At 72.4% G+C, this 21,596-nt stretch carries 22 protein-coding genes; 7 read left to right on the top strand and 15 right to left on the bottom strand.

Features of this window, described 5'->3' with window-relative positions; all coding sequences use genetic code 11:
• Position 1 precedes the first annotated feature (1 nt).
• From ACWAUO_RS01485 to ACWAUO_RS01420, 14 genes are all read right to left on the bottom strand, one after another.
• Complete coding sequence (locus ACWAUO_RS01485; RefSeq protein WP_460772454.1) at positions 2–1,240, bottom strand: flagellar hook-length control protein FliK; 1,239 nt, start codon at positions 1,238–1,240, stop codon at positions 2–4.
• Complete coding sequence (locus ACWAUO_RS01480) at positions 1,237–1,656, bottom strand: hypothetical protein (protein ID WP_460772452.1); 420 nt, start codon at positions 1,654–1,656, stop codon at positions 1,237–1,239. Before ACWAUO_RS01480 ends, ACWAUO_RS01485 begins: the two co-directional genes overlap by 4 nt.
• A complete protein-coding gene (locus tag ACWAUO_RS01475) occupies positions 1,653–2,948 on the bottom strand; it encodes a FliI/YscN family ATPase (protein ID WP_460772451.1) in 1,296 nt (431 codons plus the stop codon). Before ACWAUO_RS01475 ends, ACWAUO_RS01480 begins: the two co-directional genes overlap by 4 nt.
• Complete coding sequence (locus tag ACWAUO_RS01470) at positions 2,945–3,550, bottom strand: FliH/SctL family protein (RefSeq protein WP_460772449.1); 606 nt, start codon at positions 3,548–3,550, stop codon at positions 2,945–2,947. The genes ACWAUO_RS01475 and ACWAUO_RS01470 overlap by 4 nt, the downstream gene beginning before the upstream one ends.
• Entirely contained in the window at positions 3,540–4,541 is a 1,002-nt protein-coding gene (gene fliG / locus ACWAUO_RS01465; RefSeq protein WP_460772447.1) for a flagellar motor switch protein FliG, read from the bottom strand. Before fliG ends, ACWAUO_RS01470 begins: the two co-directional genes overlap by 11 nt.
• A complete protein-coding gene (fliF, locus tag ACWAUO_RS01460; RefSeq protein WP_460772445.1) occupies positions 4,538–6,205 on the bottom strand; it encodes a flagellar basal-body MS-ring/collar protein FliF in 1,668 nt (555 codons plus the stop codon). The genes fliG and fliF overlap by 4 nt, the downstream gene beginning before the upstream one ends.
• A complete protein-coding gene (gene fliE, locus ACWAUO_RS01455; protein ID WP_460772443.1) occupies positions 6,205–6,513 on the bottom strand; it encodes a flagellar hook-basal body complex protein FliE in 309 nt (102 codons plus the stop codon). The genes fliF and fliE overlap by 1 nt, the downstream gene beginning before the upstream one ends.
• Positions 6,513–6,905 (bottom strand): flagellar basal body rod protein FlgC, encoded by a 393-nt coding sequence (locus ACWAUO_RS01450; RefSeq protein WP_460772442.1) that lies wholly within the window; start codon positions 6,903–6,905, stop codon positions 6,513–6,515. The genes fliE and ACWAUO_RS01450 overlap by 1 nt, the downstream gene beginning before the upstream one ends.
• A complete protein-coding gene (locus ACWAUO_RS01445; RefSeq protein ID WP_460772440.1) occupies positions 6,902–7,246 on the bottom strand; it encodes a flagellar basal body rod protein FlgB in 345 nt (114 codons plus the stop codon). The genes ACWAUO_RS01450 and ACWAUO_RS01445 overlap by 4 nt, the downstream gene beginning before the upstream one ends.
• A 104-nt stretch (positions 7,247–7,350) precedes the next feature.
• Complete coding sequence (locus tag ACWAUO_RS01440; protein ID WP_460772439.1) at positions 7,351–7,623, bottom strand: hypothetical protein; 273 nt, start codon at positions 7,621–7,623, stop codon at positions 7,351–7,353.
• Positions 7,620–8,033, bottom strand: coding sequence for a flagellar export chaperone FliS (gene fliS, locus ACWAUO_RS01435; protein ID WP_460772437.1), 414 nt, complete (start codon positions 8,031–8,033; stop codon positions 7,620–7,622). The genes ACWAUO_RS01440 and fliS overlap by 4 nt, the downstream gene beginning before the upstream one ends.
• A complete protein-coding gene (fliD, locus tag ACWAUO_RS01430) occupies positions 8,030–9,409 on the bottom strand; it encodes a flagellar filament capping protein FliD (protein WP_460772436.1) in 1,380 nt (459 codons plus the stop codon). Before fliD ends, fliS begins: the two co-directional genes overlap by 4 nt.
• 80 nt (positions 9,410–9,489) lie before the next feature.
• Positions 9,490–10,356, bottom strand: a complete 867-nt coding sequence (locus ACWAUO_RS01425) for a flagellin N-terminal helical domain-containing protein (RefSeq protein ID WP_460772434.1) — start codon at positions 10,354–10,356, stop codon at positions 9,490–9,492.
• A gap of 82 nt (positions 10,357–10,438) precedes the next feature.
• Positions 10,439–11,254: a sigma-70 family RNA polymerase sigma factor gene (locus ACWAUO_RS01420; protein WP_460772433.1), complete on the bottom strand. Its 816-nt coding sequence runs from the start codon at positions 11,252–11,254 to the stop codon at positions 10,439–10,441.
• Positions 11,255–11,459: 205 nt separating this feature from the next.
• On the opposite strand from ACWAUO_RS01420, the gene flgN reads away from it, so the two are divergent.
• The 7 genes from flgN (at position 11,460) to ACWAUO_RS01385 (ending at position 20,908) form a co-directional block, all read left to right on the top strand.
• Positions 11,460–11,942: a flagellar export chaperone FlgN gene (gene flgN / locus ACWAUO_RS01415; RefSeq protein WP_460772432.1), complete on the top strand. Its 483-nt coding sequence runs from the start codon at positions 11,460–11,462 to the stop codon at positions 11,940–11,942.
• Between the two features lie 10 nt (positions 11,943–11,952).
• Positions 11,953–13,359, top strand: a complete 1,407-nt coding sequence (flgK, locus tag ACWAUO_RS01410) for a flagellar hook-associated protein FlgK (RefSeq protein ID WP_460772430.1) — start codon at positions 11,953–11,955, stop codon at positions 13,357–13,359.
• Between the two features lie 13 nt (positions 13,360–13,372).
• Entirely contained in the window at positions 13,373–14,257 is an 885-nt protein-coding gene (gene flgL, locus ACWAUO_RS01405) for a flagellar hook-associated protein FlgL (protein ID WP_460772429.1), read from the top strand.
• A 5-nt stretch (positions 14,258–14,262) separates the two neighbouring features.
• Positions 14,263–14,625 carry a flagellar assembly protein FliW gene (gene fliW / locus ACWAUO_RS01400; RefSeq protein ID WP_460772427.1) on the top strand — a complete coding sequence of 121 codons (363 nt, stop codon included), beginning with the start codon at positions 14,263–14,265 and terminating at the stop codon, positions 14,623–14,625.
• 249 nt (positions 14,626–14,874) lie between these two features.
• Positions 14,875–15,363 carry a 50S ribosomal protein L10 gene (rplJ, locus tag ACWAUO_RS01395; protein WP_460772425.1) on the top strand — a complete coding sequence of 163 codons (489 nt, stop codon included), beginning with the start codon at positions 14,875–14,877 and terminating at the stop codon, positions 15,361–15,363.
• Positions 15,364–15,412: 49 nt separating this feature from the next.
• Positions 15,413–15,796 (top strand): 50S ribosomal protein L7/L12, encoded by a 384-nt coding sequence (rplL, locus tag ACWAUO_RS01390; RefSeq protein WP_460772423.1) that lies wholly within the window; start codon positions 15,413–15,415, stop codon positions 15,794–15,796.
• Between the two features lie 192 nt (positions 15,797–15,988).
• Entirely contained in the window at positions 15,989–20,908 is a 4,920-nt protein-coding gene (locus tag ACWAUO_RS01385; RefSeq protein ID WP_460772421.1) for an ExeM/NucH family extracellular endonuclease, read from the top strand.
• A gap of 189 nt (positions 20,909–21,097) precedes the next feature.
• Here ACWAUO_RS01385 and ACWAUO_RS01380 read toward each other — a convergent pair.
• The coding region (locus ACWAUO_RS01380) for a substrate-binding domain-containing protein (protein WP_460772420.1) at positions 21,098–21,596 on the bottom strand (499 nt) is incomplete at its 5' end.

Below are 21,596 nucleotides of genomic sequence, written 5' to 3'. Positions count from 1 at the left end.
TTCAGGCGAGGACGTCGAGGCCGACGCCGGAAGGTGGGAGCACGGATGCGGCGGGCGCCGCGATGCGGGGGGAGGCCTCGGCCGCGACCGCGGGCCGGGAGTGCGGGGCGCGGCCGTCGGCGGTGTCGCCGCGACCGGAGTCCGCATCACCCTGCGCGCTCGCGGGTGCGTCGCCGTCGGCGATCGCGAGCGAGGCCTGCGGGGCGGCCGCGGCGAGGTCGCGGCGGAGGTCGGTGAGGATCGCGCGGAGCGCCTCGCGGCCGGCGTCGGTCGGCGCGGTGAGGTCGATGTGGATCGTGCCGCCGTGGACCGTCGCACGCACGGTCACCGGTCCGAGCCGCTCGGGCGAGACCGTCACGGTGATGCGGTGGTCGCCGTCGGGCGCCGAGGCGAGCGAGACGACGGCCTCCGCGACCGGCTGCGGCTGCATCGGCACGCGGACCGCGGGCGGCGGGGCGACGGGGGCGGCCGGTGCCGTCGGGGCGATCGTCCCGACCGGTGCGGGCGTCGCCGGTGCCACGGGCACGAGCGGTTCCGGTGCGGTGTCGGCGACGAGCGGGGCAGCCGCGGTGGAGACCTGCTCGGCGCCCGATCGTGCGGTGTCGGCGCCGGGCGCGGTCGCGAGTGCGGGCGTCGGCACGGCTGAGACGGATGCGGCGGCGGGCGCCGGGGCGGCGGGCGCGGCGGCTGCGGCTGCCGCCACGGGAGTCGGTGAGACCGGTGCAGGGCGCGAGGCGGTGGTCTCGGACACCTCGGCTTCGGCGTCCGGCACGGACGCGAACGGGTCGGGAGTCGCGGAGACGGCGGGGACCGGAGGCGTCGAGTCAGCGGAGTCGGCGGGGACCGGAGGCGTCGGGGCAGGGGGGACGGCGGGAACCGCGGCCTCGGTCGCGGACGCCGGCGCCTCGGGGGTGTCCGCAGTGGGCGCGTCCTCGGTCTGCGGGGGCAGCGGTGATGAGAGCGCGGGCTCGACCGCGGGCGCACTCGGCGTGGGCAGGGTCGGGTACCCGCCCGGCGCCGCGTCCGGGAGCGCGTCCCGGTGTTCCTCCGCGACGGTCCCCTCCGGCAGCAGCGCGCCGGTGAGGTCGGGGGACGCGGCGGCATCGCCGAGCAGCGCCTCCGCGTCCCCCGCCACGGCGCCGACCACCTGCGCGAACAGGTCCGCGGCGGCGGACGACCCCGGTCGCCCGGTCCCGGCGGGGCGCGGGGCGGCGAGATCGGTCGCGGTCACGATCGTCATCGGTCCTCCTCGTGGGCGTCGCGGCTCGCGATCTCGTCGAGCGCGGCCTGCTCGACGCGCGCCTCCTCGGCGCGGCGACGCACCTCGTGCGCGGCCGCCATCCGGTCGAGGCCGCGGACCGCCCGGCGGGCGCGGGTGTGGTCGTTGCGGGCGGTGTCGAGTTCCTGCGCCTGCAGCTCGGCGAGGGCGTCGAGTTCGGCGAGCATCGCCCGGGCGGCGACGCGGGAGGCCGCGAGCGCCGCGAGCGAACGCACATCGGCGGCGTCCGCATCCGTGGCCGCGAGGGCGGCCCGGACGCGGCGGTCGTGCGCGGCGGTCTGGTTCGCGGCGACCGACGCGCGCGACAGGCGCTCGGCCGCGGCTTGCTCCTGGATGCGGCGGACGCGGAGGAGTCCGTCCAGCCGGAACCCGCTCATGCGACACCCCCGAACGCCGCCACGAGCGACGCGAGCCGCCGCCACGAGTCGGCCGCATCCGCCCGCTCGTCGAGCGACTGACGCAGGAACGCGGAGATCTGCTGCTCGTTCGCCAGCGCCGCGTCGACCTTCGGGTTCGCGCCGTGCTGGTACGCACCGATGTCGATGAGGTCGGCGGCCACCTTGCGGGCGGCGAGCACCGCGCGGAGGGAGGATGCCATCGCCCGCTGGTCCGGCGCGGTCACCTTCGACGCGACGCGCGACACCGATCCCAGCACGTCGACGGCCGGATGGTGACCGGTCACCGCGATCGACCGGTCCAGCACGATGTGCCCGTCGAGGATCGAGCGCACGGCGTCGGCGATCGGCTCGTTGTGGTCGTCGCCGTCGACGAGGACGCTGTAGATCCCGGTGATGGAGCCGCCCCGGTCGGTGCCGGCGCGTTCGAGGAGCCCCGCGAGCAGGGAGAACGTGGACGGCGGGTAGCCGCGGGTCGCGGGCGGTTCGCCGGCCGAGAGGCCGATCTCGCGCTGCGCCATCGCGACGCGGGTGAGGGAGTCCATCATGAGCACGACATGCGCGCCCTCGTCGCGGTAGGCCTCGGCGATGCGGGTCGCGGTGAACGCCGCCCGCATGCGGGCCATCGCGGGCTGGTCGCTCGTGGCGACGACGACCACGGACCGGGCGAGCCCCTCCGGCCCGAGGTCGTCCTCGATGAACTCGCGCACCTCGCGGCCGCGCTCGCCCACGAGGGCGATGACGCTCACCTCGGCCTCGGTGCCGCGGGCGATCATCGACAGCAGCGACGACTTGCCCACCCCCGACCCCGCGAACAGGCCCACCCGCTGCCCGCGACCGACGGTGGTCATGGTGTCGAGCACGCGGACGCCGAGCGAGAGCGGGGTGTCGATCCGGTCGCGGCCCATGATCGACGGGGTGTCGTGATCGAGTCCGACACGGGGCCCGCGGACCGGGCCGAGCCCGTCGATGGGGTCGCCGAGCGCGTCGAGCACGCGGCCGAGCAGGCCCGGTCCGGTGGGCACCCGCATCCGTCCGCCGAGCGGCCGCACCGGCGCGCCGACCGTGAGCCCCGACACCGGGCCGAGCGGCATGCACCGCAGCCCGTCGCGGCCGGTGGCCACGACCTCCGCGCGCACCCCGCCCTCGAGCACGACGACGTCGCCGACCGCGCGGGGCAGCCCCCGCACCTCGACCGACAGGCCGCGCACCCGCGAGACCTCTCCCAGCCGCAGCGGCCGGGCGGCGTCCAGGACCGCGCCCCAGGTGCTCATCGCAGCGACTCCTCGACGACCTCGCGCGCCCGCTCGAGCGCGCCCGCCACCCGCGCGTCCACGAGCCCGTCGGGCACGATGACGACCGCGTCGCCGGGTGCCAAGGTCTCGTCGGCGGTGAGCGGCACGCCCTCGACGTCGAGCCCGGCGGCCTCGAGCACGGCCAGGTCATCCGGGTGCAGCCGCACGCCGAGCGCCTCACCGGCGTCGACCGCCGCGAACGCGCGCCGCAGGGCCGCACGCGACGACGCGCCGCGGTCGGCCAGTTCGGTGGCGAGGATGAGCTCTGCCAGCTCGACGGCGGCGGTGTGGATGCGGTGCTCCGCCGCATCCGAGAGCTCGTCGATCCGCTGCGCGAGCTGCCGGGCCGCAGCCGCCAGCACGGCCATCGCGCGCGTCGCGTCCTCGGCACGCGCCGCTTCGGCACGCGCGTGCGCGGCGGCCGTGCGCTCGGCCTCGACGGCCGCCGCGGCGAGCCCGGCGCGGTATCCCTCGGCGTGCCCCTCGGCGTAGCCCCGCACCCGCGCCTGCTCGCGCTCCGCGGAGACCGCGGGCGGCTGCAGGGGCGGGAAGACCGCGGGGGCGAACGCCTCAGTAGACATATTCGTCCTCGTCCACGCGCTGCACGGTGATCTCGCCGGCCGCCTCGAGCGCACGGATGGTGCGGACGATCTCGGCGCGGGCCTCCTCGACCTGCGACATGCGCACCGGACCCAGCGCCTTCGACTCGTCGTCGAGGTTCTCGCGGTTGCGCTCCGAGACGTTCCGGCGGATGACCTCGGTGATCGCCTGGTTCGCGCCCTTCAGCGCCAGCGCGAGCGAGCGGATGTCGGTGCCGCGGAGCACCCGCTGGGCGTCGCGGTCCTCGAGCTTCACGATGTCGGCGAAGGTGAACATGCGCGAGCGGATGTCCTCCGCCAGCGCGCTGTCGCGGTCCTCGATGCTCTCCAGCAGCGCCTTCTCGATGCTCGCGTCGGAGCGGTTGATGATCTCGACGAGGGGGACCACGCCGCCGAGGCTCTCCGGCGTCTTGCGTGCGGCGAACAGCCCCGTCCGGGACTTCAGCGCCTCCGCGACGATCGTGATCGCCTCCTGCGTGGCGGTGCCCATGGTCGCCAGGGCCTGTGCGACGTCGGTGCGGGTCGCCTCCGGCATGGCCGCGAAGACGGTCGCGGCACGGTCGGCGGGCATGTGGGCGAGCACGAGCGCCACGGTCGCCGGCAGCTCGCCGTCGAGCAGGGTCGCGAGATGCTCGGGGTCGGCCGCGCCGAGGAAGTCGAACGAGTCGTCCTCGGACGAGCTCACCCGGCCGAGCACGGCGGCGGCGCGCTCGGACCCGAACGAGGCCTCGAGCAGGCCCACCGCGACCTCGCGGCCGCCGCGACCGGGCGGCAGCTGGCCGCTGGCGATGCGGTGGAACTGCGACAGGGCGCGTGCGGTGGTCTCGGCATCCAGGTGCTGCAGCTGGATGATCTCGGTGGCGATCGCCTCCGCCTCGGGCTCGGACAGGTGCTTCATCACCTCGACCGCACGGGCGCGGTCGAGGTTCATCAGCACGACCGCCGCGGTCTGGCGTCCGGTCAGCTCGGTCACACCGGTTGCCTTTCGTCGAGGAGCCGTCGGAGGAGGTCCGCGGTCCGCTTCGGGTCGGTGCGCGCCAGCGCGTCGATCTCGGCGCGGCGCCGCTGCAGGCTGATCTGCGCGGGTGCCGGACCCGGGTCGGGGTCGATCTCCAGTGCCACCGTCTCCTCGGCGGCCGGCAGGTCGAGCTGCATCGGCACGGTCGGCGGCTCCGCGGCGGGCGGGGTCGGCGGCGTCGCCGTGGCTGCGGCCGTGTCGAACGCGGGGAGCGCGGACAGCGGCGGGGGACGGTCGCCGAAGAGCTTGTCGAACTCCTCCTCGACCGGCCGGGCCCGGCGGCGGGCGCGGACGATGAGGAACGCGGCGATCGCGCCGATCACGAGCAGCACGGCCGCCACGACGATGACGGTCTTCAGGATCGCGGCGTTCCGTTCGGCGGCGGCCTCCTCCTCGGCGGCCTTCAGCGCGGCCTGGGCCGCCTCCGCATCCGTGCTGGAGAAGCGGACGAGTTCGACCGTGATCTGGTCGCCGCGGTCGGTGTCGATGCCGGCGGCGGAGGCGACGAGCTCGCGGAGCTTCGCCATGCCGACGCCCTCCGCGGCCTCGGTGTCGACCGCGACCGACACGGACTGGCGCGTCACGGAGCCGGCGGGCGTCGTGCGGGACTCGACCGTCTTGTTGATGACGTTGTTGCGGGTCTCCTCGCTGGACTCGTAGGCGCCGTCGGCGCCGTCCGGCACGGCGATGTTGTCCGGCCCGAGCACGCCCGCACCGCCGGTGCCGCCGGTCTGGGTCTCGGTGCGCACCTGCTCGGATGCGGGCGGCGCACCCTCGGCGGGGGTGTAGACCTCGCTGAGCTGCTCGGTGACGGACCGGTCGATGTCGGCGATGACCGTGACGGTCGCCTTGCCGGGGCCGACGACGGTCTCCAGGAGCTTCTTCACGCCCGCGGCGACGCGGGTCTCGTAGTCGCCGGCGGCCTGGTCGACCCCGCCCGCGGCGTCGACGCCCACGGCGGAGAGCGTGTTGCCGGACTGGTCGACGACCGCGACGTTGGCCGGCGGCATCCCGGACACCGCCGCGGCGGTGAGGTGCACGATCGCCTCGACCTGCTTCTGCGACAGCGTGGCGTTGTTGCGGGTCTTCACGAAGACGGATGCGGTGGGTTCGACCGCCTCGGAGACGAAGACGCTCTCCTCGGGGATCGCGAGCTTCACCGATGCGGCCGAGACCCCCTCGAGCGAACCGATCGTGGCAGCGAGCTCGCCCTCGATCGCACGCTTGTAGGTGACGGACTGCTGGAACTCCGACGACGTGACGCCCATCTCGTCGAGGAGCGAATAGCCCTCGGAGCTGGAGCTCGGCAGGCCGGCGGCCGCGGCGACGAGGCGCTGCTCGTAGACCGCGTCCTGCGGGACGAGGATCGTGCTGCCGCCGTCGGTGAGTTCGTACTGCACGGATGCGGAGCGCAGCTGCTCGACGACCGCGTTCGCATCGGAGGCGCTGAGCCCCGAGAACAGCGGCGTGAGCGTAGGGCGGCTGAGCCATGCGCCGAGCGCCACGACGCCCATGACGAGCACCGCCGCGCCGATGAGCGCGATCGTGCGCTGCGCGACCGAGAAGCCCGCGACGAACTGCTTGAGCCGGTCGAGCACTCCCTTGACGGCGGTGGGCATCAGGCCTGCATCCGCATGATCTCGTTGAACGCGTCGACGCCCTTGTTGCGCACGGCCGCGACGAGCTCGAGCGTGACGGCGGCGCGCGTGGAGGCGATCATCGCGGAGTGGACGTCGTCGAGCTCACCGGTGACGGCCTTGACCGCGAGGTCGGAGGCCTCGGACTGCAGCGCCCGCACGTCGTCGATCGCGCCGGTGATGCTCGCCGCGAACGCGGAGCCGTCGGTGGAGCGGGTCGCGGAGGACTGCGTGGGGGAGACGAGGGAGGAGAGGCCGCCGACGGCCTCGATGCCCGACACGGCGTCCATCAGTTGCGTCCGATCTGGAGGGCCGCCTCATAGGCGGAGCGGGCACGGTCGACCACCGCGGCGCTGGCCTGGTAGCCGCGCTGCGCGAGGATGAGTTGGCTCATCTGATCGCCGAAGTCGATGTCGGGGTAGCGCACGTAGCCGTCGGCGTCGGCGAGCGGGTTGTCCGGCTCGTGCACGAGGCGTCCCTCCGCGTCGCCGAGGCGGACACCGGCCACGTACACGCCGGGGGACTCGTCGCTGTTCGCCACCGCCACGTAGCGGGCGCGGAAGGCGTCGTCGTTCGTCGAGACCGCGGTGTTGACGTTGGCGATGTTGTCGCTGATGGCGTCGAGCCACTTGCGGTGCACGTTGAGGCCGGTGCCGGCGATGCCGATCGCGTCGAAGGTCATGAGGCGGTCCGCATCGCCGAGCGGAGCGAGGAGAACGTGCCGCTGAGGGTCTGCGACGCCAGCTGATAGCGCAGCAGCGTGTCGACGCTGGAGAGCGTCTCGGTGTCGAGGTTGACGTTGTTGCCGTCGGTGCGCGTCGGCTCCAACGACTCGCCGACGGTCGCCTGCACCCGGCCGTCACCGGCGGCCACCGACTTGGCGAGGGCCTCCTCGAAGGCGACGCGCTTGGCGTGGTAGTCGGGGGTGTTGACGTTCGCGATGTTGTCGGCGATCGCGTTCTGCCGCTGCGAGAGGCCGTCCAGGGCGCTTGTCAGCGCAGAGATGGACACAGAATCGAACACAGGCGCGTCCCTATCAAGAGGTGCTGATGGCCCATCCCTGGCCGGTTCGTCGAGCGATCCCTGCTCGCATAGGCACTATCGGGAGGTTCCTCCTCCGCGTTAGGTCAACCCGTGACGTCGAGGTAGACGGGACTCGCGTCGGCGTGCTGCTGCCGGTCGAGCGCGCCGAGGCGGTCGGCGACCGCATCCATCTCCGCCTGCGTCGCGACGATGCGCGCGCGGGTCTTCGCGAGCACCTCGCGGGCGCGCTCGGCGAGTTCGGGCGGCATGGGCGACGACGGCTCGGTCCAGGCGGCCGGGACGGCGTCGGCCGCGGCGGCCGCAGTGAAGGCGTCGAGCAGCCGCTCCCACTCGGCGCGGGCGCGTTCGGTGCTCATCCGGCGATGGCGACGGTCGCCGCCGCTGCCGGGGCCAGCTGTGCCGCGGCGGCGTGCCAGGCGTCGCGCAGGGGCGCGACGAGCTCGGCGCAGGTGTGGGTGGCGTCGGCGTCGTGGCTGAGGTTCGCACGGATGAGGGTCGCGGTGAGGAACGCGTAGAGCGCGCGGAGGTCGGCGCTGCCCGACCACGCGTCGGTGAGCGAGGACTGCAGCTCGGCGACGATCGCCTGCGCGTGCTGGAGCTGGCGGTTCGCCTCGGCCCAGTCGCCGGCGCGCTGCGCGGCCTCGCCGCGCTCGATGTCGAGCAGCATCCGGTCGTAGAGCATCGTGACGAGGCGCTCCGGTGTCGCCGAGAGGACGGCGTCGTCGCGGTAGCGCTGCTGGGCGCGGAGGGCGGCGGCGGCGTTCACGAGTCGCTCGAGGTCGTGAGGGCGGACAGCTGCGATTCGAGGTACGACGACTGCGAGTTGAGCTGCGAGAGCATGGTCTCCATCCGTGCGTAGGTGGCCTCGAGGGTGGCTCGACGCTGGGAGAGGCGCAGGTCCCAGGCGTCCATCTGCGTGCCGAGCGTGCGCAGCTCGCTCTCCTGCCCGGTGATGCGGGAGGTGAGGAGGCCGTCGTACTTGTCGGAGTACTGCACGGCGACGGCCTCGACCCGGCCGGCGACCGCGCCGAACAGCGCGTCGGCGGCGGCGGGGTCGTCCTCCAGCGCCGACGCGAACTTCGCGCTGTCGAACGAGAGCACGCCGTAGCGGTCGATGGAGATGCCGATCGATGACGGGGAGACGCCGTCGACGGGATACTGCACCGCCTGCTCGAGCGCCTGGCGGAGCGCGCGCACGGTGGTGTCGCCGCTGAAGACCCCCAGTGTCGTGGTCTCACCCGTCGCCGTCGCGGGGGTCGCGGTCGAGCCCTTCTTGATGTTCGACAGGAGCGTCGCGATCTGCGTGACGAAGTCGTTCACGGTCTTCGTCTTCGCGGTGGTGTCGGGGGCGACGGTGACGGTGACCGGCTCGGCCGAGACCTTCGCGACCGTCACGTCGACGCCCTGGAACAGGTTCGTGAACGTGTTGGCGGAGGAGGTGACGACCTGCTCGGCGGCGGTGCCGGCCCAGAGGCGCACCTGTGCGTCGGTGCCGGTCGCGACGACCGCGGCACCGGGTTCTGCGGCGATGTCGGTCGCGGTTGCGGCGGCGACCGCCGCCTCGTCACCGCGGAAGACGCGGAACGAGCCCGCGGTCCCGGATTCGGTGGCGGTGAACTGGATGCGGGAGACCGGGGTGCCGAGCCCGTCGACGCCGGCGGAGACGACCGTCGCAGTGACGCCGAAGCCGGCGTCGTTGACGGCGCGGGCGATGTCCTGCAGGGAGGAGGACGCGGGGGAGAGTTCGAGGCGCTCGCCGGCGGCGTTCTCGAGCGTGAGCACGGGCGGCTCGTCGGGCCAGGCGGCGAGGGCGGCGGTGACGACCGTGTGGTGCTGGGCGAGCCGGTCGACGACGATGTCGGCACGGACGGCGCCGGCGCTCGCGGTGGTCGAGACGGTGACCGCGTCGGACGAGGCGCGCGCGGTGAGCTGGTTGAGTGCATCTGCGCCGCTGAGCTTCTTCGCCGCGGTGGCCAGGTTCTGCACCGAGGTGTTCAGCGACTGCAGCTGCGTGACGACGAACTTCTTGTCGTCGATCTTGTTCGACAGCAGCGTGCGCGGGATGGCCTGGACGTCCATGAGCGCGTTGATGATCGCGGCCGTGTCGAGGTTCGAGGCGAGACCGGGGAGCGTGAGACCCATGCCGAGTCCTTCCGTCGGTGGTGCGGGTGAGCCCTGCCGGGAGGCGGGTGGCCTCCCGGCAGGGCGTCGCGGGATGCGGCTCAGCGCAGGAGCTGCAGGATGCCCTGGTTGGCCTGGTTGGCCTGGGCGAGCATCGCGGTACCGGCCTGCGACAGGATGTTCGAGGCGGTGTACTTGACCATCTCGGACGCCATGTCGGTGTCGCGGATGCGGGACTCGGCCGCAGCCAGGTTCTCCGCCGACACGGCGAGCGAGTTGATCGTCGACTCGAGACGGTTCTGCGAGGCACCGAGGCTGGCACGTGACGTCGAGATCTTCTCAATCGCGGTGTCGATTGCTTCGATGGCGAGAGCCGCGCCCCCGACCGCAGTGACGTCGATCGCGGCAGCCGTCAGGTCGGCGCCGGTGTCCGTAAGAACAGCCACGGTGACAATGTCATCCGCAAGATCGGCGAGCTTGACCTTGATGGTGTTTGACAGGTCGTCGGTGGTGTTCCCGTTGGCGCCGACCTGGAACGACATCTCCGATCCGTCCATCAGGTTGATGCCGTTGAACTGGGTGTTGGTCCCGATGCGGTTCAGCTCTGAGGCAAGCCCGACGATCTCAGTCTGGATCGCCGCGCGCGACTCTGCGTTGTTCGAGTCGTTCCCGGCCTGCACCGACAGGTCGCGCATGCGCTGCAGGATGGAGTGGACCTCGGTCAGGGCGCCTTCCGCGGTCTGGATGACCGAGATGCCGTCCTGGGCGTTGCGGGCCGCCACGTTCAGGCCGTTGACCTGCGAACGCAGGCCCTCGGAGATCGCGAGACCCGCGGCGTCGTCGGCAGCGCGGTTGATGCGGAGACCGCTCGAGAGCTTCTCGAGGGACTTCGACAGGTCGTTCTGCGTGGACGACAGGTTGCGGTAGGCGTTGAGCGCCGACACGTTGGTGTTGATCTGCATACCCATGGTGTTCTCCTCCGTGACTGGGTGGTGCCGAAGCCCGTCCGTGGGCTTCGTGTGACTGCTATCGGCAGTCGGAACCGGCGCGTTAGCCGGAGATCGCGAATTCCGCCGCCCGCTCGGTGCGGACGGCGGGGAGCTCCCGCCCGAGCGCGTCGGCGACGCGCTCGAGGAACGCGGTGCGCACGGCGACCGAGGCGCGCGAGGTCGCGGGCGGCGCAGCGCCCTCGCCGAAGAACGTCTCCAGCGCGTCGCGCATCAGCCGGATCGCCTCCGACCGCTGCTGCGACACGGCCGAGTGCGACACGCCGAGCTGCTCGGCGACCTCCTTCACCGGACGCTCGTCGACGTAGACCGCCTTGACGATGAGCCGCATCCGCGACGGGAGCGCGTCGACCGCGGCGGCGAGGATGCGGCGGCGCTCGGCGGCCTCGGCCGTCTCCTCCGGCAGCTCCATCGCCGACGGCGTCTCGCGCGCCGTCGGGTCGTCGATCGTGGTGACGGTGCGGGCGGCATCCGTGAGGGCCTCGGTCACCTGCTCCTCCGGCACGCCCATGGTCGTCGCGATCTCGCGGACCGACGGGGTGCGGCCGAGGGCCGCCGTGAGGGTGTCGCGCACCGCGGTGGTCTCCTTGATGCGCTTGCGGATGCCGCGGCTCGCCCAGTCCAGCGAGCGCATCTCGTCGGCGAACGCGCCGAGGATGCGCCGGCGCGCGTACGCGCCGAACGGGACGCCCAGGCTCGGGTCGAAGGCGTCCGCCGCCTGGACGAGGGCGAGGGCGCCGACCGCGGCGAGGTCCTCGTGGGCGAGATGCGTGGCTCGCGCATGGACGTCGGCCGCCAGGAATCCCACAAGCGGGAGGTTCTCCTCGATGAGGCGGTTTCGGTCCGTGCGGCTCGTCATGCGGATCTGCCTGTTTCTCTCTGCCTGGTCTGGGGTTCTCGGCTCCGAGATGGGTGGATGAGGGCCGCTGGGACGCATTGACATTTCTTGTAAAGCTCTCAGGAAGTCCTCATCCAGTTCTCACATAACCACACGCGGACGGCCGTCGATAGTGTTTTCGTGTCCCCCTTTTGGGGGGGTTTCGAGAAATGGGGCGGAGAGCCGGATGGGCCCGAATGAGCTGTCGGTGCAGCTGTGGCGAGAGCGAGAGCTGCTCGAGCTGCTGCTGTTCAAACTCGAGGAGCAGGAACTGCTCCTCGCAGCAGGCCGTTCCCGCTGGATCCACCACGCATCCCGCGAGATCGAGGAAGTACTGAGCCGCCTGCAGGGGACGGGTGTCTCGCGCGTCGTCGCCGCGGCCGCGGTCGCCGAGGAATGGGGCCTCGACGAGACCGCGACCCTGCGCGAACTGATCGACGGCGCGCCGGAGGGGCCGTGGCGGGAGATCTTCGCCGAGCACTTCCGCGCTCTCACGCAGGTGACGAGCGAGATCGCGCACCTGCGCGACACGAGCGAGCAACAGCTGCGCACCGTCCTGCGCGCGACCCAGGAGACCATCGCCGGGCTCGGCATCGACACCGGCGAGTACACGACACGAGGCGGCAAGGCGTCGGACGACTCCGCCCGCATCATCGACACGAGCATGTGAGCAGGGGACCATGTCGACTTTCAGCGGACTCCAGACCGCCGCATCCGGCCTCGCCGCCGCACGACGCGCCATGGACGTCGTCGGGCAGAACATCGTCAACCAGACCACCGAGGGGTACACCCGGCAGCGGGTGACGACCGAGGCGGTGGCGGCCGCCGCGACCCAGGGGCGCTTCAGCGTCGGTGCGGCACCCGGCCAGGGGGTCGCCGTCACCGGCGTCGCTCGCCTGGGCGACCAGGTGCTCGACGCGCGGGTGCGCGACAGCCTCGCCGCCGCCGGGCACACCTCGGTGCGGGCACTGGCCGCGACCACCGCGGAGGCCGCGCTCGCAGAGCCCACGGAGGACGGTCTCGCCGCCCGCCTCTCGGTGTTCTGGAACAGCTGGCAGGATCTCGCGAACCAGCCCACCTCCGGTGCCGCGGCCGCGGTCGTCATCGAGTCAGGCCGCGAGGTCGCCGCGCACCTCGCCACCGCCTACCGCAGCGTCGCCACGCAGTGGTCGCAGACCCGCGAGACGGTCGACCGCACGATCACCGACGTGAACGCGGCCGCGGAACAGGTCGCCGCCCTGAACCGCGACATCCGCGACGCGCTGTCTGCCGGCCGCTCCGCGAACGAACTCATCGACCAGCGCGCCGTGCTCGCGCAGACCCTCGCCTACAGCGCCGGCGTCACCGCGGGGCTCGAGGCCGACGGCACCATGACCCTCCGCCTCGACGGCAACGCGCTGGTGTCCGGCGACCGCGCACGCACCATCACGGCATCGGGTGCCGAGAGCCTCGAGGCCGGCGAGCGGGTCGCGATCCGCTGGGCCGACTCGGGCGCCGCCGTCACCGTCTCGCAGGGGGAGCTCGGCGGGCAGCTCTCGGTGCTCGCCCCCGCCTCGGACGGCGGCACCCTCGCCGAACTCGCCGCATCCATCGACGCCGTCGCCACCACGCTCGCCGGCGCCGTCAACCTCGCGCACCGCGCCGGCGCCACCGCGACCGGGACGCCCGGCGGCGACTTCTTCACGCTCGCGCCGACCGGCCCCGCCGCCCTCGGCCTGCAGGTCGCGGTCGGCGGCGCGGAGGAGCTCGCACTCGCCGCCCCCGGCGCCGGCGCGCAGGACGCGACGAACGCCGACGCCATCTCGCAGCTCGGCAGCGGTGCGGGCTCGCCCGACCGGCTGTGGACCCAGCGCGTCTCCGCCTTCGCGGTCGCGACCGCCGGTGACGTGCAGCGCGCCCGCCTCGCCGAGACGACGACTGTCACCGCCGTCGCCGCGCAGCAGTCGGTGGCCGCGGTCGACGGCGACGAGGAGACCGTGAACCTCGTCACGTACCAGGCCGCGTACCAGGCCGCCGCACGCGTCGTCACCGCCGTGGACGAGGCGCTCGACACCGTCATCAACCGCATGGGCCTCGTCGGCCGATGACTGGAGGAAACCGATGATCTCCCGTGTGACCGGGTCCGCCATGGCGGACAACGCGCTGCGTCACCTGCAGTCGAACATGGGCCGGCTCGCCAAGCTGCAGGAGCAGGCGACCTCGCAGCGCGCCTTCGCCACCCCGTCGGCCGATCCGGCCGCCGCCGCGACCGCGCTGGGACTGCACGCCGATCAGCGCCGCACCGAGCAGTACGCCCGGAACATCGACGACGGCCTCGCCTGGGTCACCACGATCGACAGCGCCATCACCTCGGCGACCTCGCTCCTCTCCCGCGCCCGCGACCTCACGGTGCAGGGCGCGAACGACGGTGCGCTCAGCGAGACCGCGCGCGAGGCCATCGCGGTCGAGCTCGAAGGCATCCGCTCCGCACTGCTCTCCGACGCGAACACCCGTGTCCAGGACCGCCTCGTCTTCGCCGGCACGACCGACGCGGGTTCGGCCTTCGCCGCCGACCTCTCCTTCACCGGTGTGCCCGGCGCCGAGGTGAACCGCCGCATCGGCGACGGCGTCACCGTGCGGGTGGATGCGGACGGCGCCGCCGTGTTCGGCGACGGCGACCAGTCCGTCTTCGCCCTGCTCGACACCATCGTCGCCGACCTCCGTGCGGGCGTGAACGTCGGGTCGCACCTGGGCGCGATCGACGACCGGCGCACCGCTATGCTCTCCGTCCAGGGCGCCGTCGGCGCACGGCAGAATCAGCTCGAGCGGGCCAAGGAGGCCACCGTGAGTGCATCCGTTTCGCTGGAGTCCCGCCGCGCAGCGGTCGAGGACGTCGACGCGGTCGAGGTGCTCGTGCAGCTGCAGGCGCAGGAGCTCGTCTACCGCTCCGCCCTCGCCGTCACCGGCCGCGTGCTGCAGCCCTCGCTCATGGAGTTCCTCCAGTGACGGCGGTGCTGACCTTCGTGCAGTCGCCTCCCGGTCTCGCGCCGCACACCGACTTCGCGCTGAATCCGGTCGAGGGCACCGAGGGCCTCTTCTCGCTCCGTGCCGTCGAGGACGCCGGGCTGCGGCTGTACCTGCTCGATCCGGCGACGGTCATGGACGGATACGCGCCGGTGCTCACCGACGAGCAGGCGGCCGATCTGCAGCTGCCCTCGCCCGACGACGCCATGGTGCTCGTCGTCGTGCACCCCGCCGCGGAGGGGCCGAGCCTGAACCTCATGGCACCGGTGGTCGTCAACCGCACGAACGGGCTCGCCGCGCAGGTCATCCTCGAAGACCAGGACTACCCCCTCCGGGCGCCGCTCGCCTGACCCGATTTGGGCGACGCGCCCGGGCGCGGTACAGTGGAGGGAAGCCGAAGACCGCTGGTCATCGTCGCGCGTACGAATGCGAGACGATCGAAGCTCTGCGATGCAGGGGCCCGCGCAGGTGTACGAAGTCCTCCCGGTCCGGGAATCCAGAGCTCCGTGCGCATGCGCCGGAGCTCTCGTCATTCCAGGGTGCGGTCGAGGCCGGCGCCCCGCCACCGCGGAGCGCCTCGTACACATCAAGGAGTGACCATGGCGCAGAAGGATGCATCGGTCGCCGAGCTCACGAAGAACTTCGAGAACTCGAACGCCGTCCTGCTGACCGAGTACCGCGGTCTGACGGTTGCCCAGCTCAAGGAGCTGCGCAACAGCATCCGTCAGGACGCGCAGTACGCCGTGGTGAAGAACACGCTGACCAAGATCGCCGCGAACAACGCGGGGATCACGGCGCTGGACGAGGACCTCAAGGGTCCGTCGGCCGTCGCGTTCGTGCACGGCGACTTCGTCGCCACCGCGAAGGCCCTGCGTGACTTCGCCAAGGCCAACCCGCTTCTCGTGATCAAGGGCGGCATCTTCGAGGGCAACGCCCTGAGTGCCGACGAGGTCAACAAGTACGCCTCGCTCGAGAGCCGTGAGGTTCTGCTGGCGAAGGCCGCGGGCATGATGAAGGCGACGATGGGCAAGGCTGCCGCCACCATCGACGCGCTTCGCGAAAAGCTGGAGACCGCAGAGGCCGCGTAAGCGACCGGCGTTCTCTTCACCACAACCCCCACTATCTAGGAGATACATCATGGCGAAGCTCACCACTGAGGAGCTGCTCGAGCAGTTTGCCGGCCTGACCCTCGTCGAGCTCAGCGAGTTCGTGAAGGCGTTCGAGGAGAAGTTCGACGTCACCGCTGCCGCCCCCGTGGCCGTCGCAGGTGCCGCCGGCGGTGCCGGCGACGCGGCCGCCGAGGAGGAGAAGGACTCGTTCGACGTCATCCTCGAGGCTGCCGGCGACAAGAAGATCCAGGTCATCAAGGTCGTCCGCGAGCTCACCTCGCTCGGCCTGGGTGAGGCCAAGGCCGTCGTCGACGGTGCTCCGAAGGCCGTCCTCGAGGGCGCCAACAAGGAGACCGCCGAGAAGGCGAAGGCCGACCTCGAGGCTGCCGGCGCGACCGTCACCCTCAAGTAAGACCCTTCAGGTCTCGAAGACCCCCGGACGCCTCGGCGTCCGGGGGTCTTCCCGCATCCGGGGACGTCCATGGCACCCGGATGAGAGAAATCTCCTGCGATGTTCACACGTCCGTCACCGTCGGCTCATGATCGGAGGCCGGTGGCCCCATAGCCTCGGAGCATTCCAACCCCCGGAATCCTCAGGAGACTCATGTCCGCTGCGTCCTCGCGCCTGCGCCACCGTTCCGCCGTCGGCATCGGCACCGCCCTCATCGCCGGCCTGCTCGTCCCCCTCCCGGCGCACGCGGACAGCGGCTCCGACGTCGTCATCAACGAGGCGTACGTGAACGGGAGCGCCGGGGCGCTGTACACGCAGCGGTTCGTCGAGCTGTACAACGCAGGGGATGCGGCGCAGTCCCTCGACGGATGGTCGCTGCAGTACAAGTCGGCCACCGGCACGAACATCGGTGTGCAGGCGCTCTCGGGCGCGATCGACGCGGGGGACTACTTCCTCGTGGCACTGCCCGGCAGCTCGAGCGGGCAGCAGCCGCTGCCGGTGACGGCCGACCTCACCGGGTCCTCGATCACGCCGTCCGGGTCCGACGGTGTGCTGTGGCTCGCCGACACCACCGAGCGCGTGACCCCGCCGCTGCCGTCCGCCGTCGACGTGCCGGGCATCGTCGACCTCATCGGCTACGGCGCGGCCGACACGTCGGAGACCGCACCGGCCGCCTCTCCCGCCGGAGGGGGCAACTCGCTCGTGCGCACCGACTTCGTCGACACCGACGACAACGCCGCCGACGTCACGGTCACCACCACGGTGACCCCGCAGGCCTCGGCCGGGGCCGCGCCGGTCGACCCCGAGGAGCCCGCACCCTCCGACCCGGAGCCGTCCGACCCGGAGCCCACCGACCCGGAGGAGCCGGCCACCCCGCCCGGCGTGACCGCGATCGCCGAGATCCAGGGCACCGGCGACACCAGCCCGCTCGCCGGGCAGACCGTCACCACCCGCGGCGTCGTCACCGCGGCATATCCCTCCGGCGGCATGAACGGCTTCTACCTCCAGACTCCCGGGACCGGCGGCACCGAGGACGCCACTCCCGGCGCTTCCGACGCCGTGTTCGTCTACGGGTCGACGGCGGTCGCGAAGGTGACGATCGGCGACCACGTCGAGGTCACCGGCCCCGTCTCCGAGTACCGCGGCATGACCCAGCTGAGCCCCACGGCAGCCGGTGTGACCGTGCTCGACGAACCCGCCGCCGAGGTGCCCGCCACCCAGACCGGCTGGCCCGCCGACGAGGCCGCCCGCGAAGCGCTCGAGGGGATGCTGCTCGCACCTCAGGGCGAGTTCACCGTCACCGACACCTACGACGCCAACCGCTACGGCGCCATCGGCCTGGCCGCCGGCGGCACGCCGCTCCTCACCCCCACCGAGATCGCCCGCCCCGGCACCGCCGAGTACGACGCAGCCGTCGCGGATGCCGCCGCCCGCGCCATCGTGCTCGACGACGGTGCGACGCTGAACTTCGCCTCGGCCGCGAACACCGGCATCCCGCTGCCGTACCTGAGCCTCGACGCCCCCGTCCGGGTCGGCGCCCCCGTCACCTTCACGCGCCCCGTCGTGCTCGACTACCGCAACGACGGTTGGAACCTCCAGCCCGTGCAGCAGCTCACCGCCGACAACGCCGGCGACGTGCAGCCGGTCACGTTCGGGAACACCCGCACCGCAGGCCCCGCCGACGTCGGCGGCGACGTGCGGCTCGCGTCCTTCAACGTGCTGAACTACTTCGCGACGACCGGCGCCGACGCGGTCGCCGCCGGTGCGAACTGCTCCTTCTACACCGACCGCCAAGGCAACCCGATCACGGTGAACACCTGCACCGGCGGACCGGGCGTCCGGGGTGCCGCCGACGAGGCGAACCTCGCCCGCCAGGAGGCCAAGATCGTCGCGGCGATCAACGCCCTCGACGCCGACGTCGTCTCGCTCGAGGAGATCGAGAACTCCCGCATCGCCGGCAAGGACCGGGATGCTGCCGTGGCCACCCTCGTCGACGCGCTGAACGACGCGCTCGGCACCGAGGAGTGGGCGTATGCACCCTCGCCCGCGGCCGTCCCCGCCGACGAGGACGTCATCCGCACCGCCTTCATCTACCGCCAGGCGGCGGTGACCCCGGTGGGGGAGGGCGTCATCGACGAGGACCCGGCCTTCGACAACGCTCGGTACCCGCTCGCGCAGGCCTTCCAGCCGGCGGGCGCCGAGGACGACGAGGGCGTGTTCCTCGCGATCGTCAACCACTTCAAGTCGAAGGGTTCCGGCACCGGCGCCGATGCGGACACCGGCGACGGCCAGGGTGCCTCGAATTCGTCCCGCGTCGCGCAAGCCACGGCGCTCGTCGACTTCTCGGCCCGGCTGCAGGACGAGCTCGGCACCGACCTCGCCTTCCTCATGGGCGACTTCAACGCCTACACCCAGGAGGACCCCATCCGGGTGCTGCGGGACGCGGGCTACGTCGACCAGGGCGCGAAGACCGGGAAGTACACGTACGCGTACGACGGCGCGGTCGGCTCGCTCGACCACATCCTCGCCAGCCCCGCCGCCGACGCCCGCGTCACCGGTGCCGACATCTGGAACGTGAACTCCGGCGAGTCCATCGCGCTGGAGTACAGCCGGTACAACGCGAACGTGCTCGATCTCTACGACACCTCGCCCTACCGCTCCAGCGACCACGACCCGATCGTCGTCGGACTCGACCTGCCGGATGCGGCGGACGACACCGTGCCGCTGAACCTGCTGAACATCAACGACTTCCACGGCCGCATCGACGGGAACACCGTCGCCTTCGCCGGGACGATCGAGCAGCTGCGGGCGGAGTACGGCGACGACAGGTCGCTGTTCCTCTCCGACGGCGACAACATCGGCGCGTCGCTGTTCGCATCCGCCGTCGCGGGCGACCAGCCCACGATCGAGGTGCTGAACGCGCTCGGGCTGGCCGCATCCGCCGTCGGCAACCACGAGTTCGACCAGGGGCTCGACGACCTGCAGGGCCGCGTGTCGGACCTCGCGGACTTCCCCTACCTCGGCGCGAACGTCTACGCGAAGGGCACGACCGACCCGGCCCTGCCCGAATACACGACGCTCGAGGCGGACGGGCTGACGGTCGCCGTCATCGGCGCCGTCAGCGAGGAGACCGCCACGCTCGTCTCGCCCGACGGCATCGCCGACATCGACTTCGGCGACCCGGTCGCCGCGGTGAACCGTGTGGCCGCCGCCCTCACCGACGGCGACCCCGCCAACGGCGAGGCCGACGTGCTCATCGCCGAGTACCACGAGGGTGCCGTCGACAGCGCGTCCGAGACGCACGACCTCGACGACGAACTCGCCCTCGGCGGCGCGTTCGCGCGGATCGTCACCGACACCGCCCCGGAGGTCGACGCGATCTTCACCGGCCACACGCACAAGCAGTACGTGTGGGACGGCCCCGTCGCCGGCACCGACCGCACCCGTCCGATCGTGCAGACCGGCAACTACGGCGAGAACATCGGGCAGGTCGTGCTGCAGCTCGACGCCGCCACCGGCGACGTCCGCTCGTACGAGGCGCGGAACGTGCCCCGCACCGACGTCGACGACGAGGCGCTCATCGCCTCCTACCCCCGTGTCGCGGAGGTCGCCGGCATCGTCGAGGCGGCGCTCGCGGAGGCGGCGGAGGTCGGCGGCACGCCCGTGGGTTCGGTGACGGGCGACATCACGACCGCGTTCACCGGCGGCACCTACACGGATGCGGGATACACCGTGCCGGACGACGGCGACGGCGTGCCGCAGGGGCGCGACGACCGCTCGGCGCCGTCCACGCTCGGCAACCTCGTCGCCGACTCGCTCGTCGCGTCGCTGTCCGACCCTGCCCGCGGCGGCGCCGAGATCGGTCTCGTGAACCCCGGCGGCCTGCGTGCGGAACTGCTGTACGGCGACGACGGCGTCATCACCTACGCCGAGGCGAACGCCGTGCTGCCCTTCGTCAACAACCTCTGGACGACGACGATCACCGGCGCCCAGTTCAAGGACGTGCTCGAGGAGCAGTGGCAGCCCGACGGCTCGTCGCGCCCCTATCTGCAGCTCGGCGTCTCGTCGAACGTGACCTACACGTCCGACCCGACCGCTCCCCGCGGCTCGCGCATCACCGGCATCTGGATCGACGGCGAGCCGATCGACCCCGCCGGGGCGTACCGCATCGGTTCGTTCAACTTCCTGCTCACCGGCGGCGACAACTTCTCGACGCTCGCCGAGGGCACCGACACCCGCGACTCCGGCCTCGTCGACCGCGACGCATGGATCGCGTTCCTCACCGACCGCTCGCCGATCAGCCCCGACTACGCCAACCGCGGCGTGGCCGTGACCGGCGCGCCGGAGACGGCGAGCGCCGGCGGGACGATCTCGTTCTCCGTCTCCGGGCTCGACCTCACCTCGCTCGGCGCACCCCGCAACACTACGCTCGAGGCGCGGATCGGCGACACCGTGTACCCGCCGATCCCGGTGACGGACGGCGCCGCGGACGTCGAGCTCACGATCCCCGACGGCGTCTCCGGCGACGTCGAGGTGGTGCTCACCGCATCCGAGAGCGGCACGACCGTGCGCGTGCCGGTCACCGTGCAGGCGCCCGGCGGCGGCGTCCCCGGCGACGGCGGCCAGCCGGGCGGGGAGCAGCCCGTGCCGCCGATCGCACAGCCGCAGCCGGCCCCGGTCTCCGCGCTCATCGCGGCGCTGCGCGACCTCATCCAGGTGATCTCGGGCCAGCTCGTGGCGGGCGGCACGATCACGATCAACGTGGGCGTGCAGTTCAGCGGCCAGTGGGTCTCGGTGTGGCTGTACTCCGACCCGGTGTTCCTCGGACAGCACCAGGTCGATGCCCAGGGGAACATCACCGTGCGGCTGCCCGACGACGTCACCGGTTCGCACCGGCTCGTCGTCGTCGGACCCGACGGCGCCGTCATCGGCTGGCAGCAGGTGACGATTCGGACGCTGGCGGCGACCGGCGGTGGCCTCGACGCGGCGGGCATCGCCTCGCTCGCGGCGCTGCTCCTGCTCGGCTCGGGCGCGGCGATCCGGGTCGGCATCCGTCGGCGACAGCAGGCCTGACCCCCGGCCTGCCGCCTCACGCGCGGCCCGGCGCCCTGCGCCTGACGCCGCCGAGCCACCCCCTTTTCTGCGACCCACCCCTCTTTCTGCCGCAGGAAAGGGGGTGGGTCGCAGAAAGAGGGGTGGCTCGGCGAAGGCGAGGGTGAGAGCGGGGGCGACGGCGGCGCGAGGGCGGCGCGAGGGCGGGGGTCAGGCGACGCCGTCGATGCGGGGCACCGCGCCCCGGCCGATCGGCGCCGTCGAGCTGCGGACGATGAGTCGCGGTTTGATGATGACGTCGACCGCCGGCGCGTCCGGGTCCTCGATCTGCTGCACCAGCAGGTCGACGGCGTGCACGCCCTGCTCCCGCGGCACCTGCTGCATCGTGGTGAGCGCGAACATGTCGGCGTACTCGTGGTCGTCGATCCCGATGATGCTGAGCCCCGACGGCACCTGGATGCCGAGGCGCCGGGCGGCGACCATGGCACCGATCGCGACCTCGTCGCAGGCGGCGACCACCGCCGTGGGGCGGTGTCTCGCGTCGCTCAGCAGGTCGACCGCGGCGGCGTAGCCGTCGGGCATCGACAACTGCGCCGGGAGCTGCCGGATCTCCTCGGCCAGCCCCGCCTCGGTCATCGCGTCGCGGTAGCCCTTCACCCGGGCGGTCTCGACGTGCTGGTCACGGACGGAGGAGCCGCCGCCGAGGAAC

The organism is Microbacterium sp. GXF7504, from assembly GCF_054798235.1.
This window is presented reverse-complemented; position numbering and strand designations above follow the sequence as displayed.

What these genes read in the sequence shown, in the direction of transcription:
- ACWAUO_RS01485 (WP_460772454.1), bottom strand. Translation starts at nt 1,240, where the DNA reads ATGACGATCGTGACCGCGACCGATCTCGCCGCCCCGCGCCCCGCCGGG.
- ACWAUO_RS01480 (WP_460772452.1), bottom strand. Translation starts at nt 1,656, where the DNA reads ATGAGCGGGTTCCGGCTGGACGGACTCCTCCGCGTCCGCCGCATCCAG.
- ACWAUO_RS01475 (WP_460772451.1), bottom strand. Translation starts at nt 2,948, where the DNA reads ATGAGCACCTGGGGCGCGGTCCTGGACGCCGCCCGGCCGCTGCGGCTG.
- ACWAUO_RS01470 (WP_460772449.1), bottom strand. Translation starts at nt 3,550, where the DNA reads ATGTCTACTGAGGCGTTCGCCCCCGCGGTCTTCCCGCCCCTGCAGCCG.
- fliF (WP_460772445.1), bottom strand. Translation starts at nt 6,205, where the DNA reads ATGCCCACCGCCGTCAAGGGAGTGCTCGACCGGCTCAAGCAGTTCGTC.
- fliE (WP_460772443.1), bottom strand. Translation starts at nt 6,513, where the DNA reads ATGGACGCCGTGTCGGGCATCGAGGCCGTCGGCGGCCTCTCCTCCCTC.
- ACWAUO_RS01450 (WP_460772442.1), bottom strand. Translation starts at nt 6,905, where the DNA reads ATGACCTTCGACGCGATCGGCATCGCCGGCACCGGCCTCAACGTGCAC.
- ACWAUO_RS01440 (WP_460772439.1), bottom strand. Translation starts at nt 7,623, where the DNA reads ATGAGCACCGAACGCGCCCGCGCCGAGTGGGAGCGGCTGCTCGACGCC.
- fliD (WP_460772436.1), bottom strand. Translation starts at nt 9,409, where the DNA reads ATGGGTCTCACGCTCCCCGGTCTCGCCTCGAACCTCGACACGGCCGCG.
- ACWAUO_RS01425 (WP_460772434.1), bottom strand. Translation starts at nt 10,356, where the DNA reads ATGGGTATGCAGATCAACACCAACGTGTCGGCGCTCAACGCCTACCGC.
- ACWAUO_RS01420 (WP_460772433.1), bottom strand. Translation starts at nt 11,254, where the DNA reads ATGACGAGCCGCACGGACCGAAACCGCCTCATCGAGGAGAACCTCCCG.
- flgN (WP_460772432.1), top strand. Translation starts at nt 11,460, where the DNA reads ATGGGCCCGAATGAGCTGTCGGTGCAGCTGTGGCGAGAGCGAGAGCTG.
- flgK (WP_460772430.1), top strand. Translation starts at nt 11,953, where the DNA reads ATGTCGACTTTCAGCGGACTCCAGACCGCCGCATCCGGCCTCGCCGCC.
- flgL (WP_460772429.1), top strand. Translation starts at nt 13,373, where the DNA reads ATGATCTCCCGTGTGACCGGGTCCGCCATGGCGGACAACGCGCTGCGT.
- rplJ (WP_460772425.1), top strand. Translation starts at nt 14,875, where the DNA reads ATGGCGCAGAAGGATGCATCGGTCGCCGAGCTCACGAAGAACTTCGAG.
- rplL (WP_460772423.1), top strand. Translation starts at nt 15,413, where the DNA reads ATGGCGAAGCTCACCACTGAGGAGCTGCTCGAGCAGTTTGCCGGCCTG.
- ACWAUO_RS01385 (WP_460772421.1), top strand. Translation starts at nt 15,989, where the DNA reads ATGTCCGCTGCGTCCTCGCGCCTGCGCCACCGTTCCGCCGTCGGCATC.